The organism is Bacteroides sp., assembly GCF_052357945.1.
In the GTDB taxonomy this organism is placed as follows: domain Bacteria; phylum Bacteroidota; class Bacteroidia; order Bacteroidales; family Bacteroidaceae; genus Bacteroides.
Genome location: NZ_DAWCXD010000058.1, coordinates 16,092 through 30,498, shown reverse-complemented (window position 1 = coordinate 30,498; position 14,407 = coordinate 16,092). Strand labels below are relative to the sequence as shown.

Genomic DNA, 14,407 nt, shown 5'->3' with positions numbered 1-14,407 from the left:
AGAATACATGCCTGTCACGCATGGGGTCACGGGTTCGAGTCCCGTACGCACCGCAGAGGAGAATGAGTAAAATCATTCTCCTTTTTTATTTAATAATAAATGCTTATCTAATTCACAGTTCTATCTAATAGAGAAAAAGAAATTCTCAACGACCTACCTGCCGTTGCTGTTCTGCATTATATCGGTCTCCTATAACAGGAATAGCTACAACGGCATCCTCCAATTCTTTCCACTCCTCGGGCGAAAGAGCAAAAGACAATGTATATAGGTTTTCCTCGAGATGTGACAGTTTCGTCGTTCCGGAAATTGGCACGATCCAAGGTGCTTTCTGCAACAGCCAGCCGAGTGCTACTTGCGCCGAGGTCATGCCTCGCGTGCGGCCAAAAGCTTGTAGAACATTCACGATACGGGTATTCATCCGCATCGCTTCCGGCTGAAAACGTGGCAAGGTCTGGCGGTTATCATTGTTCGGATCAAAAACCGTGTATTCATTGATACAACCACCCAGAAAACCGCGATTTAACGGACTGTATGGAACAAAACCGATACCCAATTCCCGACAGGTGTCGAGCACTCCGTTTTCTTCCACCAAACGATGCATCAAATGATATTCACTTTGAATCGCTGTGAGCGGACATACAGCATGAGCCTTGCGAATACTCTCGGCACTCACTTCACACATTCCCCAACGCTGCACCTTCCCTTCTTTCATCAGGTCGGCGATAGTCGATGCTACCTCTTCCACCGGAGTATCCGGATCAGCACGGTGCTGGTAAAACATGGGAAGTGAATCGAGTCGGAGGCGACGGAGTGACTCTTCACAATAACGACGGATGGTTTCCGAGCGGCTGTTCTGACGTCCCGTGGCTTTTCCGTTAATTACCTCATGTCCGAATTTAGTCGTTACGTTAATCCGGCCTTTAAATTCGGATAATGCTTCCCCGGCTAGTTCTTCATTCGTTAGCGGTCCATAGATAATGGCGGTGTCGAAGAGCGTAATGCCACGATCTACCGCTTCATGCAACAAGCGGATGCACTGTTTCTTATCCGGATGTTGACTGCGGTTGTAAGTCATCCCCATCACACCGAAACCAAGTGCCGATACTTCGAAAGCCGCCTTACCTGTACCCAATACTCGATGCTCTCTGATACGTGCAATTCCATTATCAGTACGGGATGTTTCGGGTTGCTTCGTTTCAGATGCAAAAACCTTATCCAATCCAGTCGGCACAGCCAATGCTGCTCCCGCCAGTGCCGTCGCCTTGAGAAATCCGCGACGGCTAATATTCATTTTATTGTTCTCTTCCATAAATTTACGTTTTTATATTACTCCTTTCGCCCACTCTCCGGCTTGCTTAACGCTTCCGTTCAACAACTGCCCTTCTCCCCATGTAATTTTTGGATAAAGTTTCTTGAGTTGTTTTACACTATTAGTTATCGAGCTTCCTCCGGAAGTAGCGAATGGAATAACGGTTTTACCGGAGAAATCATATTTCTCAAGGAATGTGTTGACCGGACGCGGACATAAATTCCACCATATCGGGTAACCAAGGAATACCACGTCGTAATCTTTCAGTTCAAGCGCTTCTCCACCCAATTCCGGACGTGAATTTTCAGTCGTCATTTCAATTGAACTACGGCTACTCTTGTTGTTCCAGTCGAGATCTGCCGAGGTATAGGCCGTAGCGGGAGTTATCCGGTAAAATTTTCCGCCAACCGTTTTTGCAATGGCATCGGCAGCTTTTTCTGTAGTTCCAGTACAAGAGAAATAGGCAACCAGGATTTTCTTATCGGACTGTACATTAGTATCCGCTATCTGATTCTGCGCTTTTGATGAGCAGCTAAAGCAAAGGAGACTCATAAATATGAATATAATCTGTTTCATTTTATTTTGATTTTAAATATTTCTTATCACTAATTAATTTAGACATTATCACGATGGAGTAATCCCACAGGCGTTCTCATTCTTCTATTACTTTGATAAAATGTGCAGGAACACCACCTACAACCGTATTCGCTTCCACATCTTTTGTCACTACAGCTCCGGCACCTACAACAGCATTATCACCGATAGTCACTCCCTGAAGAATCGTCGCGTTAGAACCTATCCATACATTCTTACCGAGTACGATAGGTGCAGGATAAGTCGTTTTACGGTCTTGCGGAGCCAACCCGTGATTAAGTGTAGCAAAAACAACATTATGCCCGATTTGACAACCGTCGCCAATAGTCACACCACCATGATCCTGAATATGACAGCAGGCATTAATAAACACACCCTCACCAACGGTAATATTCTTACCAAAATCCGTATAAAACGGTGGAAAGACCCGGAGCGATGATGGCACCTGATAACCGAACAACCCGGAGAGTAATCGGCGCACTTCGTCCGGTGTATGATATGCCATATTCAGTTGGAAGGTGATACGTCTTGCCTCATTGCTCATATCGTCCATCAAACGATGTATTTCTTCTGTATTAAGCGCCTTGCGTGTCTTTACATATTCCTTAAATTCCTCGGTAGTCATATTATTTCCTTTCAAAAGATAAAACAGGATTAGCAAAAATCATCGTTTAGTCTGTTCGAGTTTGTTATACTCGTCATCTGTAACCGGTTCAAGCCACTCATTGGAAGTGTTCTCGCCGGAAACTTCGAAAGCCAGATGAGCAAACCAACTGTCGGCAGCAGCTCCGTGCCAGTGTTTCACATTGGCAGGAATATGGATAACCGTACCAGGCAGAATCTCTACCGCCGGTTTACCTTCTTCCTGATACCAACCTCGACCGGCTACACCGATAAGCATCTGTCCGCCACCTTTCGTTGCACGGTGAATATGCCAGTTATTGCGGCAACGCGGTTCAAAAGTAACGTTAGAGATATTCACCTGCTCGCGCGAAACCGGAGCAAGATAACTGTTACCAATAAAATACCGTGCATAGGCTGTATTGGGTTCGCCAATAGGGAAAATCATCTCACGCTGAAAAGCTGTTTTGGCATCCTCACCAACAATATCTTCAGACCATACTCCTTTTGCCAAATTGAATGCTGCCCACGCCTTCGGCCAACCTGCATAGAAACCTATATGAGTGATAATCTCTGCAATCTCCGTGCGGGTGATGCCGTTCTTCTTCGCCGACTGAAGATGATAAACGAGCGAATTATCCGTGATTCCCATACTGATAAGGGAGGTAATGGTTACTAAACTGCGGTCACGCAGACCGAGTTTGTCAGTGCGGCTCCAAACTTCTCCAAAGAGAACATCGTCATTGAGTTCCGCAAACTTGGGGGCAAACGTTCCTAACTGGTCGCGTCCTGCCGTCTGTACTATCTTTTCTTGTGCCATAACATTGAGTGTTAAAATACTAAATACTGAAAATAAAAGGAGTTTATTCATAATCATTTCGTTTATTGAATAAAGTTATTAATGCAATTTGCGGGGTTAAGCGGCATTTGGTCAGAGAGTACGAGAGTCTTAACCATGTGCAGCGTTCCTTGCTTGTACTTTTGAAAATGCTCCGATGCAATATGAGATTTATAAGCCTCCTGACTCGCGTAAGTTTCAAGAATAGTTATCCTGCCGGGATTCTCTTTTTCGCTGACGGCATACATAGTCAGCACTCCCGGTTCAGTACGCAAGGAGACTTCACCCACTTCGGCTGCATATTTCATATATTCTTCAAGATACTCCGGATAAACCTCGATTTTCGATAGCCGTACAATACCGTCAGCCGCCATAGGTAATTTAGCGCACATACCAGGCTGTTGTTTTGTATCCTTTTTCCCTGTCATACAGCATGATAACATAACGAATAAAGACAAAACACTTAGAATTATTTTTCTCATCATCTTCTATCTTTTCATTGTTAAACTTCTGATTGCAAATTTACTGCGATAAAACGAGTGGGCTTGTATATGATTTACTGATATTTGTACCCAAATCCTCGATTCTGTAATAAAGCCATATATAATTCAAATAAAATGAATTATATTTGCGATAAAGAATATAAAAGAAAGGATTATGGAAGAGGTTATTAAACTTGATGAGGTAGATAAATACAACAAACTTTTCGGACTCGAAACACGACACCCGTTGGTAAGTGTTGTCGATCTGTCAAAAGCAACGCAATGGCCGGAACATTTCAAGATCAACTACGGCGTGTATGCTCTTTTTCTGAAAGATACTTATTGCGGAAATATCATGTATGGCCGTCAGAACTATGACTATCAGGACGGCACGATTGTCAGTTTTGCTCCGGGACAGGTGGCAGAAACCAAGATGGTTAAAGATGTCCAACCAAACGCTCATGGCATCCTGTTTCACCCCGACCTGATTCGTGGCACGGCACTCGGTCAGGAGATCAAGAACTATTCTTTCTTTTCCTACGAAACCCGTGAGGCATTACACCTTTCAGAGGAGGAACGGGAGACCGTGATGGATTGCCTGCATAAGATTGAGATAGAACTGAAACACAACATAGACAAGCACAGCCGCCGATTAATTTGTGCCAATATCGGACTACTGCTCGATTATTGCATGCGTTTCTACGAACGACAGTTCACAACACGCGAAGAAGTGAACAAAGATATCATCGTCCGTTTCGAACGGTTGCTGGATGAGTATTTCTACAACGAGACTCCACTACGAGAGGGATTACCTACCGTTAAATACTTTGCCGACAAAGTATTTCTATCAGCAAACTATTTCGGGGATATGATTAGCAAACAGACGGGACAGACCGCCTCGGAATATATCCAGAATAAACTGATCGAACGCGCTAAAGAAGCTTTGCTGGCAACAGACAAGACTACAAGTGAAATTGCTTACGGATTGGGATTCCAATATCCGCAGCATCTAAGCCGGATGTTCAAGCGGATTACAGGTTGTACCCCCAATGAATTCCGCTCACAGAATTAGTCTTTATATGAAAAAGGTAAGAATAAATATGCTATGATTTAGAACGTAATCATAAATGACGACCCTAAAGTAAGCATATTCATATACTCACCACTGTTTCTGCTATGTGACGGAAGTAAGTTATAATCGAGAAAAAAACGGATTCCATAATATTCCTTTGCTTTGAACGTCAAGGAAATCCCACTTCCCATGCAGAAACCACTTCTTGCAGAAACCGACCGGTCAGTTAATTCCAATTGTGGATAATGCACGTATCCACCCAGAAGTTTACTGCCTATCAGCCATCGGGAAGACAACGGATATGAAAAATAGCTTCCTCCGCAAAGCGATATCGCATCAAATGTGTTATTCTCTGCCTGTTCTTCATTGACAATAATCAAAGTATTGGAAACTGTGAATCGTCCTCCAACGCCTACATACGGATTAAAGAAATAGGCCCCCTCCACACCGGCCGAACTGCCTGATGAAGTACGGAACTCCATTTCTTCGTCGATATCATAACCGCTCAACGGAATATTCAGCCCGAGATACAAACTGACAAATGAAGGCTTATCCATCCTGTCGAACATATTTTCATTCGCAAACCTATTGATCCCTTTTTCTCTGAATATCAGATCCGCAAAGTAATACCCCACTTCCGTTGACAATATTCCGATTCCTGCACCCGTCAATACATCACTTAACCAATGCTTGTTGTTTGCCATCCGCATAAGACCGGTTGCAGTAGCCACACTATATGCTCCGACACCTACCCACGGACTTTTATGTCCGTATTCCTTAGTAAACATGGTAGCAGTCATAAATGCCGTAGCCGTATGTCCGGATGGAAAAGAGTGTTTGTTTGAGCCATCCGGACGCTCGACGTTCGTCGTTTGCTTCAAAGTATTTACCACACCACCCATCAGCAGTGCAGAAAAAGCATCGGAAACGAGCATTCTACCCCATGAACTACGACTTTGCACTCCGGCTGCTTTCATACCAAGCATCACCGCAGCAGGGGCATATTGCATATAATCATCCAAATGACGATTGAAACGGGGCAGATATTCGTTACGTAAACCTCGAAAATGATCGTCCTCACTTTTTACAATCAAGCCACCAACAATTAACGGAACGCCGATATACGTCATCTGATAGAAACGGGAAGATGAGAATTTATCAAGCCTTCTACTAAAATTGGTTGTTGTAGAGATACGCAAACTATCCCCTCTTTCTGCCATTACATTATCTGCCAAATCTTGAGCCGATAAGAAAGAAAAGCTACAAATGCCAACAATGCATATTACAATCTTTTTCATGCTATCATAAATCTTCTTGAATTAGGATAGCAAAGATAACAGGCAACTTTGTGGAAAGTTTGAAGATTTACAGAAACACGACTGTAAATTCATGTTTCCCATCGGAATAGGTATATGAAATTTTCCAGCCATGATAATCACATACGGCTTTTACGATAGCAAGACCGAGCCCGTTACCTTTCACCTTCTCCGACGGGCGGTAGAAGCGATTGAATATCAATTCCTTATCCAATGCTTCCTCATCGGATGTATTCGACACCATTAACTGTTTGTCTGACAAGGCTACAGTGATTTCCCCATCAGATTTATTGTGTCGCACGGCATTTACGATAAGATTATTTATCATACTTTCCAATAATGGACGATTGGCTTTTATAGACAAAGAATTTACCAAAAAATCCTTTTTTAAGACCAGTCCTTCGGAGAGACTTTCGAGATAAGGCAAAAGTTCTTTTATCACCGCTGCAACGTTGATAGATTCTGTCCGGCTAAACTGGTTATTTTCCATTTTTGCCAACAATAACAAGTTACGATTCAGGCGCGACAGACGACTGTTCATCTGGTACAAATCCTGTATAATGGAAGCCTGTCGTTCGGTAATCTCCGGTTGTTGAAGCAACAAGTCAAGCTTGCTCTGGAATACCGCCAATGGAGTTTGCAACTCATGCGAGGCATTTTCGGTAAACTCCTTTTGCAGTTGGTAGCTGTGGAGACTGTCCGTCATCAGCCTCTCCAACGCCACATTCAGTCTCGTAAACTCTTTAATATCGCTTTCCGCCAATTGCGGGCACACCCCATTTTCCAATTTAAAACGCTCTATCGCTTCCAATGCCTTGTCAAACGGCTGCCACAACCGTTTGGAGATGAAGCGCATCATCAGTACGATAGCCGCCCCCAACACAGTGACGATAAGTGCAAACTGTATCATGATACCGTGCAGAATATCTTCTTCCAGATCAAGGGCAGGAACCGGTTTCCCTTGCTGTACGGCTTCGATAATATCTATCATGTCCTCGGCATAGAAACTTTTAGTCAGCCAATAAAACAAGGGGGTTGCCAATAGGAGAAGCAAGACCACACAGATGATAAACTGTGTGAGCGATTTATACATCAGACTCTTCTTTTTCATAACTCTGTCCATTTGTATCCTGTTCCATACACATTCTTAATACAATCCTTACACCCCGCAGCAGCAAGTTTCGCTTTCAGGTTCTTTATATGTGTATAAACAAAATCGTGATTATCCATCATATCCGCCATCTCCCCACTAAGATGTTCGGCCATTGCGCTCTTTGATATGACACGATCTTTATTTCCAATAAAAAACAGCAACAGATCATATTCCGATTTAGTAAGCTCCACCGGCGTGTCGTTCACCATAGCCGACTTATTCAATAAATCAATCCGGATTCCGTTACTCTCCAATATATTATTTGCCGAGAACTCTTTTCGACGAATGATAGCATAAATACGCATACTCAATTCAGGCAAATGGAAAGGCTTGGCAAGATAATCATCCGCGCCTATCTCCAACCCTTTCACCTTGTCATCGAGTGAGTCTTTTGCCGATACGATTATCACGCCTACCGGATTGCGCTGCTTCCGAATATCACGCAGAATGTCGAGACCATTTCCACCCGGCAACATCAGATCGAGTAAAACACAATCATACTCATACATGTTTACCTTCATTTTGGCATCTTCATACGTGAACGCTTGCTCGCACAAATACTTCTCACTGTTGAGATATGCAACGATGCTATCCGAAAGGCTCCGTTCATCTTCTATAATCAATATCTTCATAGCTTCTGAATTTAATTAACAATATCACTCTTTGTTATTACAAATTTAATTATTTATTATCGATTCGTTCTCTCTTTTTATAAATTAACAATATCATACTCGGCAATACCAGCAGAAGCAAGGGCAGCCCGACAGTAAATCCGCCTATAACAGCCAATGCCAACGGTTGCTGCATTTGTGTGCCAAGGCCGATACCGAGAGTTAGAGGCATGAGTAGATCTGCACAATCGTTCCTTCAGCCAGATCTTTCGGACGTAACTGCTTCATAGTGTCCTATAGCAAGATGCAACACAGGTAAGAGTAACATTAGAGTTTATAAACCCTACAATCGTTGAGGATGAATTTATAAGTTTATCTGCAGAGATTGGCACTCCCACAAGCTAAATGGCACGCGGACTCTATTTTTAAAACCGATAAGATACTTTTCTCATCAGACTCTTGACAAAGGACTTTTTATGTTGTATCTTTGAGAGAAGAAAAAGTATAAACAGCATGAAAATAGTAAGAAATAATCACACATAAATTATAAATAATCTGGTATTTTACAATACCACTCCTATACGATATGGGGCAATAGTCGAATGATTATTGCCCCATTTTGTTTATAATTCAGCTTAAAATCTCTCATCTGATTCTAAAACTGTTCTACAATAGTTTATAATAAACTCGAATACCGTTTTACTAAAACTATCAAGAAGTTTATTATAAACAGAATCCGGGTTTATTAAAAACCACGTTTCCTTTTGTCAAAAATAGAGTAAACAAGATTTCTAGGATTCACCATAAAAAGATCTGCTACAGCCTTACAAGTAATATAAACATACAATCTTTCATTTACTTCTTTATTTACACAATCGTTTTCCTCCCTCACATTTCATCTCTCTACTTTTCCAATTCGTTAATTAAATCAAAAACTTCAATTACAATTTGCTATATCTACCATATTTTTACATACATTTGCGTCTGACACATGTGTCAGACGCAAGGTCTAATTTAAGATATTTGGTATATGAATGCATATAAAGTGGGGTTAGATATAGGCTCTACTACCGCTAAGATGGTAGTATTGGACAAAGATGGAACTACAGTCTTGTTTTCCGGATACAAAAGGCATCAGGCAAAAATACAAGAATGTTTACTCGGATTTCTTTATCAAATAAAGGAACAGTTGGGTGATATTCCTTTATCTTTCCATATTACGGGCTCTGTTGGAATGGGAATTTCAGAGAAATGCTCTCTGCCCTTTGTGCAAGAGGTTGTAGCTGCAACAAACTATGTGCGCCGGGAGCATCCGCACACAGCCACTATGATCGATATTGGAGGAGAAGATGCGAAAGTTGTTTTCTTTCAGGACGGACAGGCTACAGACCTGCGCATGAATGGAAATTGCGCCGGCGGAACCGGGGCTTTCATTGACCAGATGGCTATTCTGCTTGGAGTCTCCATCGACGAATTGAATGAACTGGCACTTCGTTCCAATCAGGTATACTCTATCGCTTCACGCTGCGGAGTATTCTGCAAAACGGACATACAGAATCTGATAGCCAAAAATATATCCAAAGGAAATATAGCAGCTTCCATTTTCCATGCAGTAGCCGTACAGACCACTGTCACACTTGCACGCGGTTGCAATATCGTAGCTCCGGTATTACTCTGCGGTGGCCCATTGACTTTTATTCCGGCCCTTCGGAAAGCATTTGCCAACTATCTGAATCTGTCACAAGATACAGATTTCATATTACCGGAAAAAGGAAATCTGATCCCTGCCTGGGGAGCAGCATTGGCAGAGAACAATGAAGAAAGTATTCATCTCTCCAACCTGATACAGGTAATAGAAAACAAACTAAGCATTACGTCTCCTTTCCAGAGTGAGCTTTCTCCTATATTCGACAGTGAAGAAGAATATCGGTCATGGAAAAAGGAAAAAGACCAGTATAAAATTCAATATGCAAGTCTGCGTCCCGGATTGCAGGAAGCAACCATCGGTATAGACTCCGGCTCTACTACCACCAAAATCGTAGTACTCGACAACGATCATCGTATCCTTTACTCCTATTATCACGACAACAACGGAAACCCTATAAAAACTGTAGAAAACGGCTTGCAGAAACTACATGAAGAATGCCGGAGACGGGGAACTATCCTGCGCATAAAAGGAGGATGTTCTACCGGTTATGGAGAAGACCTGATAAAAGCGGCTTTCCACATGGATGCGGGAATCATTGAAACCATCGCTCATTATGCTGCTGCCAAACATATCAGCAAAGAAGTTTCTTTTATCCTGGATATTGGAGGGCAGGATATGAAAGCCATCTTTGTGAACGACGGAGTAATCAACAGAATCGAAATCAATGAAGCCTGTTCCTCCGGTTGCGGTTCTTTTATCAGCACATTTGCACAATCGCTGGATTACAGTGTGGAGGACTTTGCCAAAGCAGCTTGTTTTTCGCAAGCACCCTGTGATCTGGGTACGCGTTGCACAGTCTTCATGAACTCCAAAGTAAAACAGGTGCTTCGGGAAGGAGCGTCCGTAGCGGATATAGCTGCCGGATTATCTTATTCCGTTGTTAAAAACTGCCTGTATAAAGTTCTGCAATTAAAAGACACGGAGATACTTGGCGACCATATTGTCGTGCAGGGAGGAACCATGCGTAATGATTCCATCGTACGAAGTCTGGAAAAGCTGACCGGGAAACAAACCTTCCGCAGTAACTGTCCTGAATTGATGGGTGCTCTTGGTTGTGCTCTATATGCCAAGCAAATCGAAAATGCCCGGGTGACGGAGCTGAACGAGATGCTCCAATGGGCACAATATACTTCCAAGCAACTTCAATGCCGGGGGTGCGAGAACCAGTGTGCCATCATGCGATATACGTTCAACAGTGAAAACCATTACTTCTCCGGCAACCGGTGTGAGAAGGTGTTTTCCAATAAAGGAAGCCATGCGGACAAAGGCATCAATACGTATGATAAAAAGCTGGAATTATTATTCGACCGGAGCGCAGACATTCCACAACCCCTATTCACCATAGGTATTCCACGTATTCTGAACATGTATGAGGAATACCCTTTCTGGCATACCTTATTTACTACTTGCGGCATTCAGGTACAGTTGTCGGAACCCTCTACATTCAGCAAATACGAGACTGCTGCCGGCATGGTGATGTCTGATAACATCTGCTTCCCTGCCAAACTCGTGCACAGTCATATTCGTAACCTGACACTGCAAAATGTCGACCGGATATTTATGCCGTTCGTCGTTTTCGAGAAAAAAGATAAACAACAGCAAAATAGCTATAATTGCCCTATCGTTTCCGGTTATCCGGAAGTCATCAAAAGTGTGCAGGAAGAGAATATACCGATAGATGCTCCGACTATCACCTTCAAAGATGAAGCGTTGCTGTATAAACAATGCAATGAATATCTGAAATCTTTGGGTATCAGGGATGAGGTATGTAAAAATGCCTTCTCGCGCGCATTACAGGAACAATATGCTTTCGAAGAAAAAATTGCAACCTATAATCAGGAAGTTCTGAACGAGGGACGGGAAAAACACAAACTGATTATCTTACTCGCCGGACGCCCTTACCATAGCGATCCACTGATACAGCACAAAGTTTCGGACATGATTGCTGCGATGGGAGTTTATGTGATAACTGATGATATTGTCCGTCAGCAGGAGATTTCATTGGAAAAAACTCATTACCTCTCTCAATGGGCATTTACCAACCGTATTCTGAAAGCAACCAAGTGGGCGGCAATGCAAGAGGGTGACATACAATATATGCAGATGACTTCTTTTGGCTGCGGTCCGGATGCTTTTCTTATAGATGAAGTGCGTAACTTGCTGAAACGATACGGCAAGAATCTTACTTTGCTCAAGATAGACGATGTTAATAATATCGGCTCCATCAAATTACGAGTCCGCTCGTTGGTGGAAAGCTTGAATTTCAGTTTGAAACATTCTCAAACGAAAGATCCCGAGCCATTTGTTTCAACTGCTCCTTTCACCAAGAAAGACAAAAAGAAAAAAATCCTCGCTCCATTCTTTACGCCTTTCATTTCACCACTCATTCCATCCATCATGAAAGTGGCCGGATATGAAATGGAGACTTTACCGTTGAGCGACACCGCATCTTGTGACTGGGGATTGAAATACTCCAATAATGAGGTATGTTATCCGGCAACATTGATTGTCGGAGACATAGTAAAAGCCTTTAAAAGCGGACGTTATGATCCTGCCAATACGTGCGTTGCCATCACACAAACCGGTGGGCAATGTCGTGCCAGCAACTATATTTCACTGATAAAAAAGGCATTGATTGAGAATGGGTACACCAATACACCGGTGGTATCACTTGCTTTCGGCAGTGGTATCGAAAATGAGCAATCCGGTTTTAAGGTAAACTGGCTCAAGGTTTTACCAATCATACTTGCGTCTGTGTTATACAGTGATTGCATTGCCAAATTCTATTATGCAGCTGTCGTTCGTGAGAAAGAACGGGGACAGGCCGCCCGTCTGCGCGATCTTTATCTGGATACAGCACAGCCCATCATCCAGAAAAATAAACCGGAGGACTTGTTGAGCTACTTATACCTGGCTGCCAGAGACTTCAACAAAATCTGTGAACAGAGATCCTGTCACAAAGTGGGCATTGTTGGGGAAATATTCCTGAAGTTCAATCCTTTTGCTCAAAAGGACGTCACCTCCTGGCTCATCAACCAGAAGATTGAAGTGATTCCGCCACTGATAAGTGATTTCTTCATGCAGGGATTTGTCAACCTGAAAGTGAGACAGAACCAACACTTGCAGCGAAAACTCACTCCCGACTTTGTTATAGACTGGTTATACAAGAAAGTCCAGAAACAAATTAATAAAGTGAATGAAATCGGCAAAAGTTTCAATTACTTCATACCGTTCGAATCAATCTTTGAAAAGGCAGAAAAAGCTAAACAAGTCATCTCCTTGGGCACCCAGTTTGGAGAGGGTTGGCTGATATCCGGTGAAATACTATCCTTTGCTTCCCAAGGAGTCAATCATGTCATTAGCTTGCAACCTTTCGGATGCATTGCCAATCACATTGTAGAAAAAGGAATAGAAAAACGTATAAAATCGCTGTGCCCTCAAATGAATATACTATCTTTAGACTTTGACAGTAGCGTCAGCGATGTGAACATAACAAACAGATTATTACTTTTTATTGACAACATAAACAACTAAATTATGGCTACAACGGAACATAGCGATTTAGAGCAGCAAATAATAAAAACTGCCCAACAGCTTTTTATAGAAAAAGGATTTGTGGAGACCAGCATGAGTGATATTGCTGCAACGGTAGGAATCAACCGGCCCACTTTACATTATTATTTCAGAACCAAAGATAAGATGTTCAAAGCCGTATTCGGCTCGATAGTCATGTCTTTAATGCCGAAAATACAGGATATAGTAAAACAGGATATCCCATTTATGGAGCGACTGAGCATGATTCTGGATGAGTATATTGAGCTTTTTACAAGCAATCCCTGTCTTCCCAGATTCATTTGTGGGGAAATACAGCGTGATGTAAACCACTTGCTTGCCACTGCAAAAGAACTTCAGTTCGGAGATGCTTTATCCCAAGTGAAAGACAGTATACTGACAGCAATGGAAGACGGTAAACTTAAAAAGGTTCCGATACATATTGTGTTTCTGACTGTCTACAGCCTATTGAGCTACCCATTTCTTGCCAAGAACCTGATAGTATCTTTATTCTTGGAAGATGAAGCCGCTTTTGCTGATTTCCTGCAAGAATGGAAACAAAACATCATCAACCAATTGCAGAACTTATTGTGTTATGAGGAATAGTATAGACACTATAAAAACAAAAAGAGACTGAATATTCAGTCTCTTTTTGTTTATTACCATTCCAATCATCCCATCTTACGCCCTATCCGACCACAAAATCTTCCGATTTAAAATTACTATAGAAACGTCCTGAAACAGCAGTAAACTTCAATACACAGTAATCAGGGTCCGTCACTCCCTCCGGATAATACATGGTATCTCCCTCCTGCCAGATCATCTCTTTACTGGCACTATCCGTCAAGACCTCCATCATACCGCGTAGCATGACCCCTCGAAAGAATCTCGTATCGCAGAAGTAGATACATGCATGGTTGTTCTCCCGGTATTGCTCCACACGCATGGACGAAGTATTTGTTGTCAGATAAATCGTTTTTATCCCCTCTCTTTTTCTAGGTTGCAGCATCGCTTTGATGGTAGGAAATCCTTCACCGTCTATCGAACCGATAAAAGCTGTTTTCAGCTTATCAATCATGTTGCCTACTGTTTTTTCCGCGTCTTTCATCATTTTACTTTTTATTATTGGTTTATTATCTGATGCGAAAGTA

The 14,407-nt window shown here is 42.4% G+C and carries 11 protein-coding genes and 1 pseudogene; 3 read left to right on the top strand and 9 right to left on the bottom strand.

From position 1 onward, the window contains the following. Positions 1 to 145 precede the first annotated feature (145 nt). From ACT8YW_RS12160 to ACT8YW_RS12140, 5 genes and pseudogenes are all read right to left on the bottom strand, one after another. A complete protein-coding gene (locus ACT8YW_RS12160; protein ID WP_444105191.1) occupies positions 146 to 1,309 on the bottom strand; it encodes an aldo/keto reductase in 1,164 nt (387 codons plus the stop codon). A gap of 12 nt (positions 1,310 to 1,321) precedes the next feature. Then, on the bottom strand, positions 1,322 to 1,885 hold the full coding sequence (locus ACT8YW_RS12155; protein ID WP_444105189.1) for a flavodoxin: 564 nt from the start codon (positions 1,883 to 1,885) through the stop codon (positions 1,322 to 1,324). Between the two features lie 76 nt (positions 1,886 to 1,961). Next, positions 1,962 to 2,528, bottom strand: a complete 567-nt coding sequence (locus ACT8YW_RS12150) for a sugar O-acetyltransferase (RefSeq protein WP_444105187.1) — start codon at positions 2,526 to 2,528, stop codon at positions 1,962 to 1,964. Between the two features lie 39 nt (positions 2,529 to 2,567). Next, positions 2,568 to 3,395 (bottom strand): carboxymuconolactone decarboxylase family protein, encoded by an 828-nt coding sequence (locus ACT8YW_RS12145; RefSeq protein WP_444105185.1) that lies wholly within the window; start codon positions 3,393 to 3,395, stop codon positions 2,568 to 2,570. 11 nt (positions 3,396 to 3,406) lie between these two features. Next, positions 3,407 to 3,766, bottom strand: a pseudogene (locus ACT8YW_RS12140) (putative quinol monooxygenase); the annotation flags it as partial. Between the two features lie 253 nt (positions 3,767 to 4,019). Between ACT8YW_RS12140 and ACT8YW_RS12135 the strand changes: the two are divergent. Continuing rightward, on the top strand, positions 4,020 to 4,916 hold the full coding sequence (locus ACT8YW_RS12135) for a helix-turn-helix domain-containing protein (protein WP_444105183.1): 897 nt from the start codon (positions 4,020 to 4,022) through the stop codon (positions 4,914 to 4,916). A 38-nt stretch (positions 4,917 to 4,954) separates the two neighbouring features. Here the strand turns inward: ACT8YW_RS12135 and ACT8YW_RS12130 are convergent, their stop codons facing one another. The 3 genes from ACT8YW_RS12130 to ACT8YW_RS12120 all read right to left on the bottom strand — a co-directional run bounded on the left by ACT8YW_RS12130 (position 4,955) and on the right by ACT8YW_RS12120 (position 8,017). Beyond that, a complete protein-coding gene (locus ACT8YW_RS12130) occupies positions 4,955 to 6,214 on the bottom strand; it encodes a phosphatase PAP2 family protein (protein ID WP_444105181.1) in 1,260 nt (419 codons plus the stop codon). A 67-nt stretch (positions 6,215 to 6,281) separates the two neighbouring features. After that, positions 6,282 to 7,343, bottom strand: coding sequence for a sensor histidine kinase (locus tag ACT8YW_RS12125; RefSeq protein ID WP_444105179.1), 1,062 nt, complete (start codon positions 7,341 to 7,343; stop codon positions 6,282 to 6,284). After that, positions 7,340 to 8,017, bottom strand: coding sequence for a response regulator transcription factor (locus ACT8YW_RS12120; RefSeq protein WP_122135947.1), 678 nt, complete (start codon positions 8,015 to 8,017; stop codon positions 7,340 to 7,342). Before ACT8YW_RS12120 ends, ACT8YW_RS12125 begins: the two co-directional genes overlap by 4 nt. A gap of 1,009 nt (positions 8,018 to 9,026) precedes the next feature. Here ACT8YW_RS12120 and ACT8YW_RS12115 point away from each other — a divergent pair. Together ACT8YW_RS12115 and ACT8YW_RS12110 are read left to right on the top strand one after the other, a co-directional pair. Continuing rightward, a complete protein-coding gene (locus tag ACT8YW_RS12115) occupies positions 9,027 to 13,238 on the top strand; it encodes an acyl-CoA dehydratase activase-related protein (protein ID WP_444105177.1) in 4,212 nt (1,403 codons plus the stop codon). A 3-nt stretch (positions 13,239 to 13,241) separates the two neighbouring features. Then, positions 13,242 to 13,862, top strand: coding sequence for a TetR/AcrR family transcriptional regulator (locus ACT8YW_RS12110; RefSeq protein WP_004304037.1), 621 nt, complete (start codon positions 13,242 to 13,244; stop codon positions 13,860 to 13,862). An 82-nt stretch (positions 13,863 to 13,944) separates the two neighbouring features. On the opposite strand, the gene ACT8YW_RS12105 is transcribed toward ACT8YW_RS12110, so the two are convergent. Next, positions 13,945 to 14,367 carry a pyridoxamine 5'-phosphate oxidase family protein gene (locus tag ACT8YW_RS12105; protein WP_444105175.1) on the bottom strand — a complete coding sequence of 141 codons (423 nt, stop codon included), beginning with the start codon at positions 14,365 to 14,367 and terminating at the stop codon, positions 13,945 to 13,947. Between the last annotated feature and the right edge of the window lie 40 nt (positions 14,368 to 14,407).

Bases quoted from the DNA above. Each gene is read 5' to 3' on its own strand.
- ACT8YW_RS12160 (WP_444105191.1), bottom strand. From the start codon at position 1,309: ATGGAAGAGAACAATAAAATGAATATTAGCCGTCGCGGATTTCTCAAG.
- ACT8YW_RS12155 (WP_444105189.1), bottom strand. From the start codon at position 1,885: ATGAAACAGATTATATTCATATTTATGAGTCTCCTTTGCTTTAGCTGC.
- ACT8YW_RS12150 (WP_444105187.1), bottom strand. From the start codon at position 2,528: ATGACTACCGAGGAATTTAAGGAATATGTAAAGACACGCAAGGCGCTT.
- ACT8YW_RS12145 (WP_444105185.1), bottom strand. From the start codon at position 3,395: ATGAATAAACTCCTTTTATTTTCAGTATTTAGTATTTTAACACTCAAT.
- ACT8YW_RS12135 (WP_444105183.1), top strand. From the start codon at position 4,020: ATGGAAGAGGTTATTAAACTTGATGAGGTAGATAAATACAACAAACTT.
- ACT8YW_RS12130 (WP_444105181.1), bottom strand. From the start codon at position 6,214: ATGAAAAAGATTGTAATATGCATTGTTGGCATTTGTAGCTTTTCTTTC.
- ACT8YW_RS12125 (WP_444105179.1), bottom strand. From the start codon at position 7,343: ATGAAAAAGAAGAGTCTGATGTATAAATCGCTCACACAGTTTATCATC.
- ACT8YW_RS12120 (WP_122135947.1), bottom strand. From the start codon at position 8,017: ATGAAGATATTGATTATAGAAGATGAACGGAGCCTTTCGGATAGCATC.
- ACT8YW_RS12115 (WP_444105177.1), top strand. From the start codon at position 9,027: ATGAATGCATATAAAGTGGGGTTAGATATAGGCTCTACTACCGCTAAG.
- ACT8YW_RS12110 (WP_004304037.1), top strand. From the start codon at position 13,242: ATGGCTACAACGGAACATAGCGATTTAGAGCAGCAAATAATAAAAACT.
- ACT8YW_RS12105 (WP_444105175.1), bottom strand. From the start codon at position 14,367: ATGATGAAAGACGCGGAAAAAACAGTAGGCAACATGATTGATAAGCTG.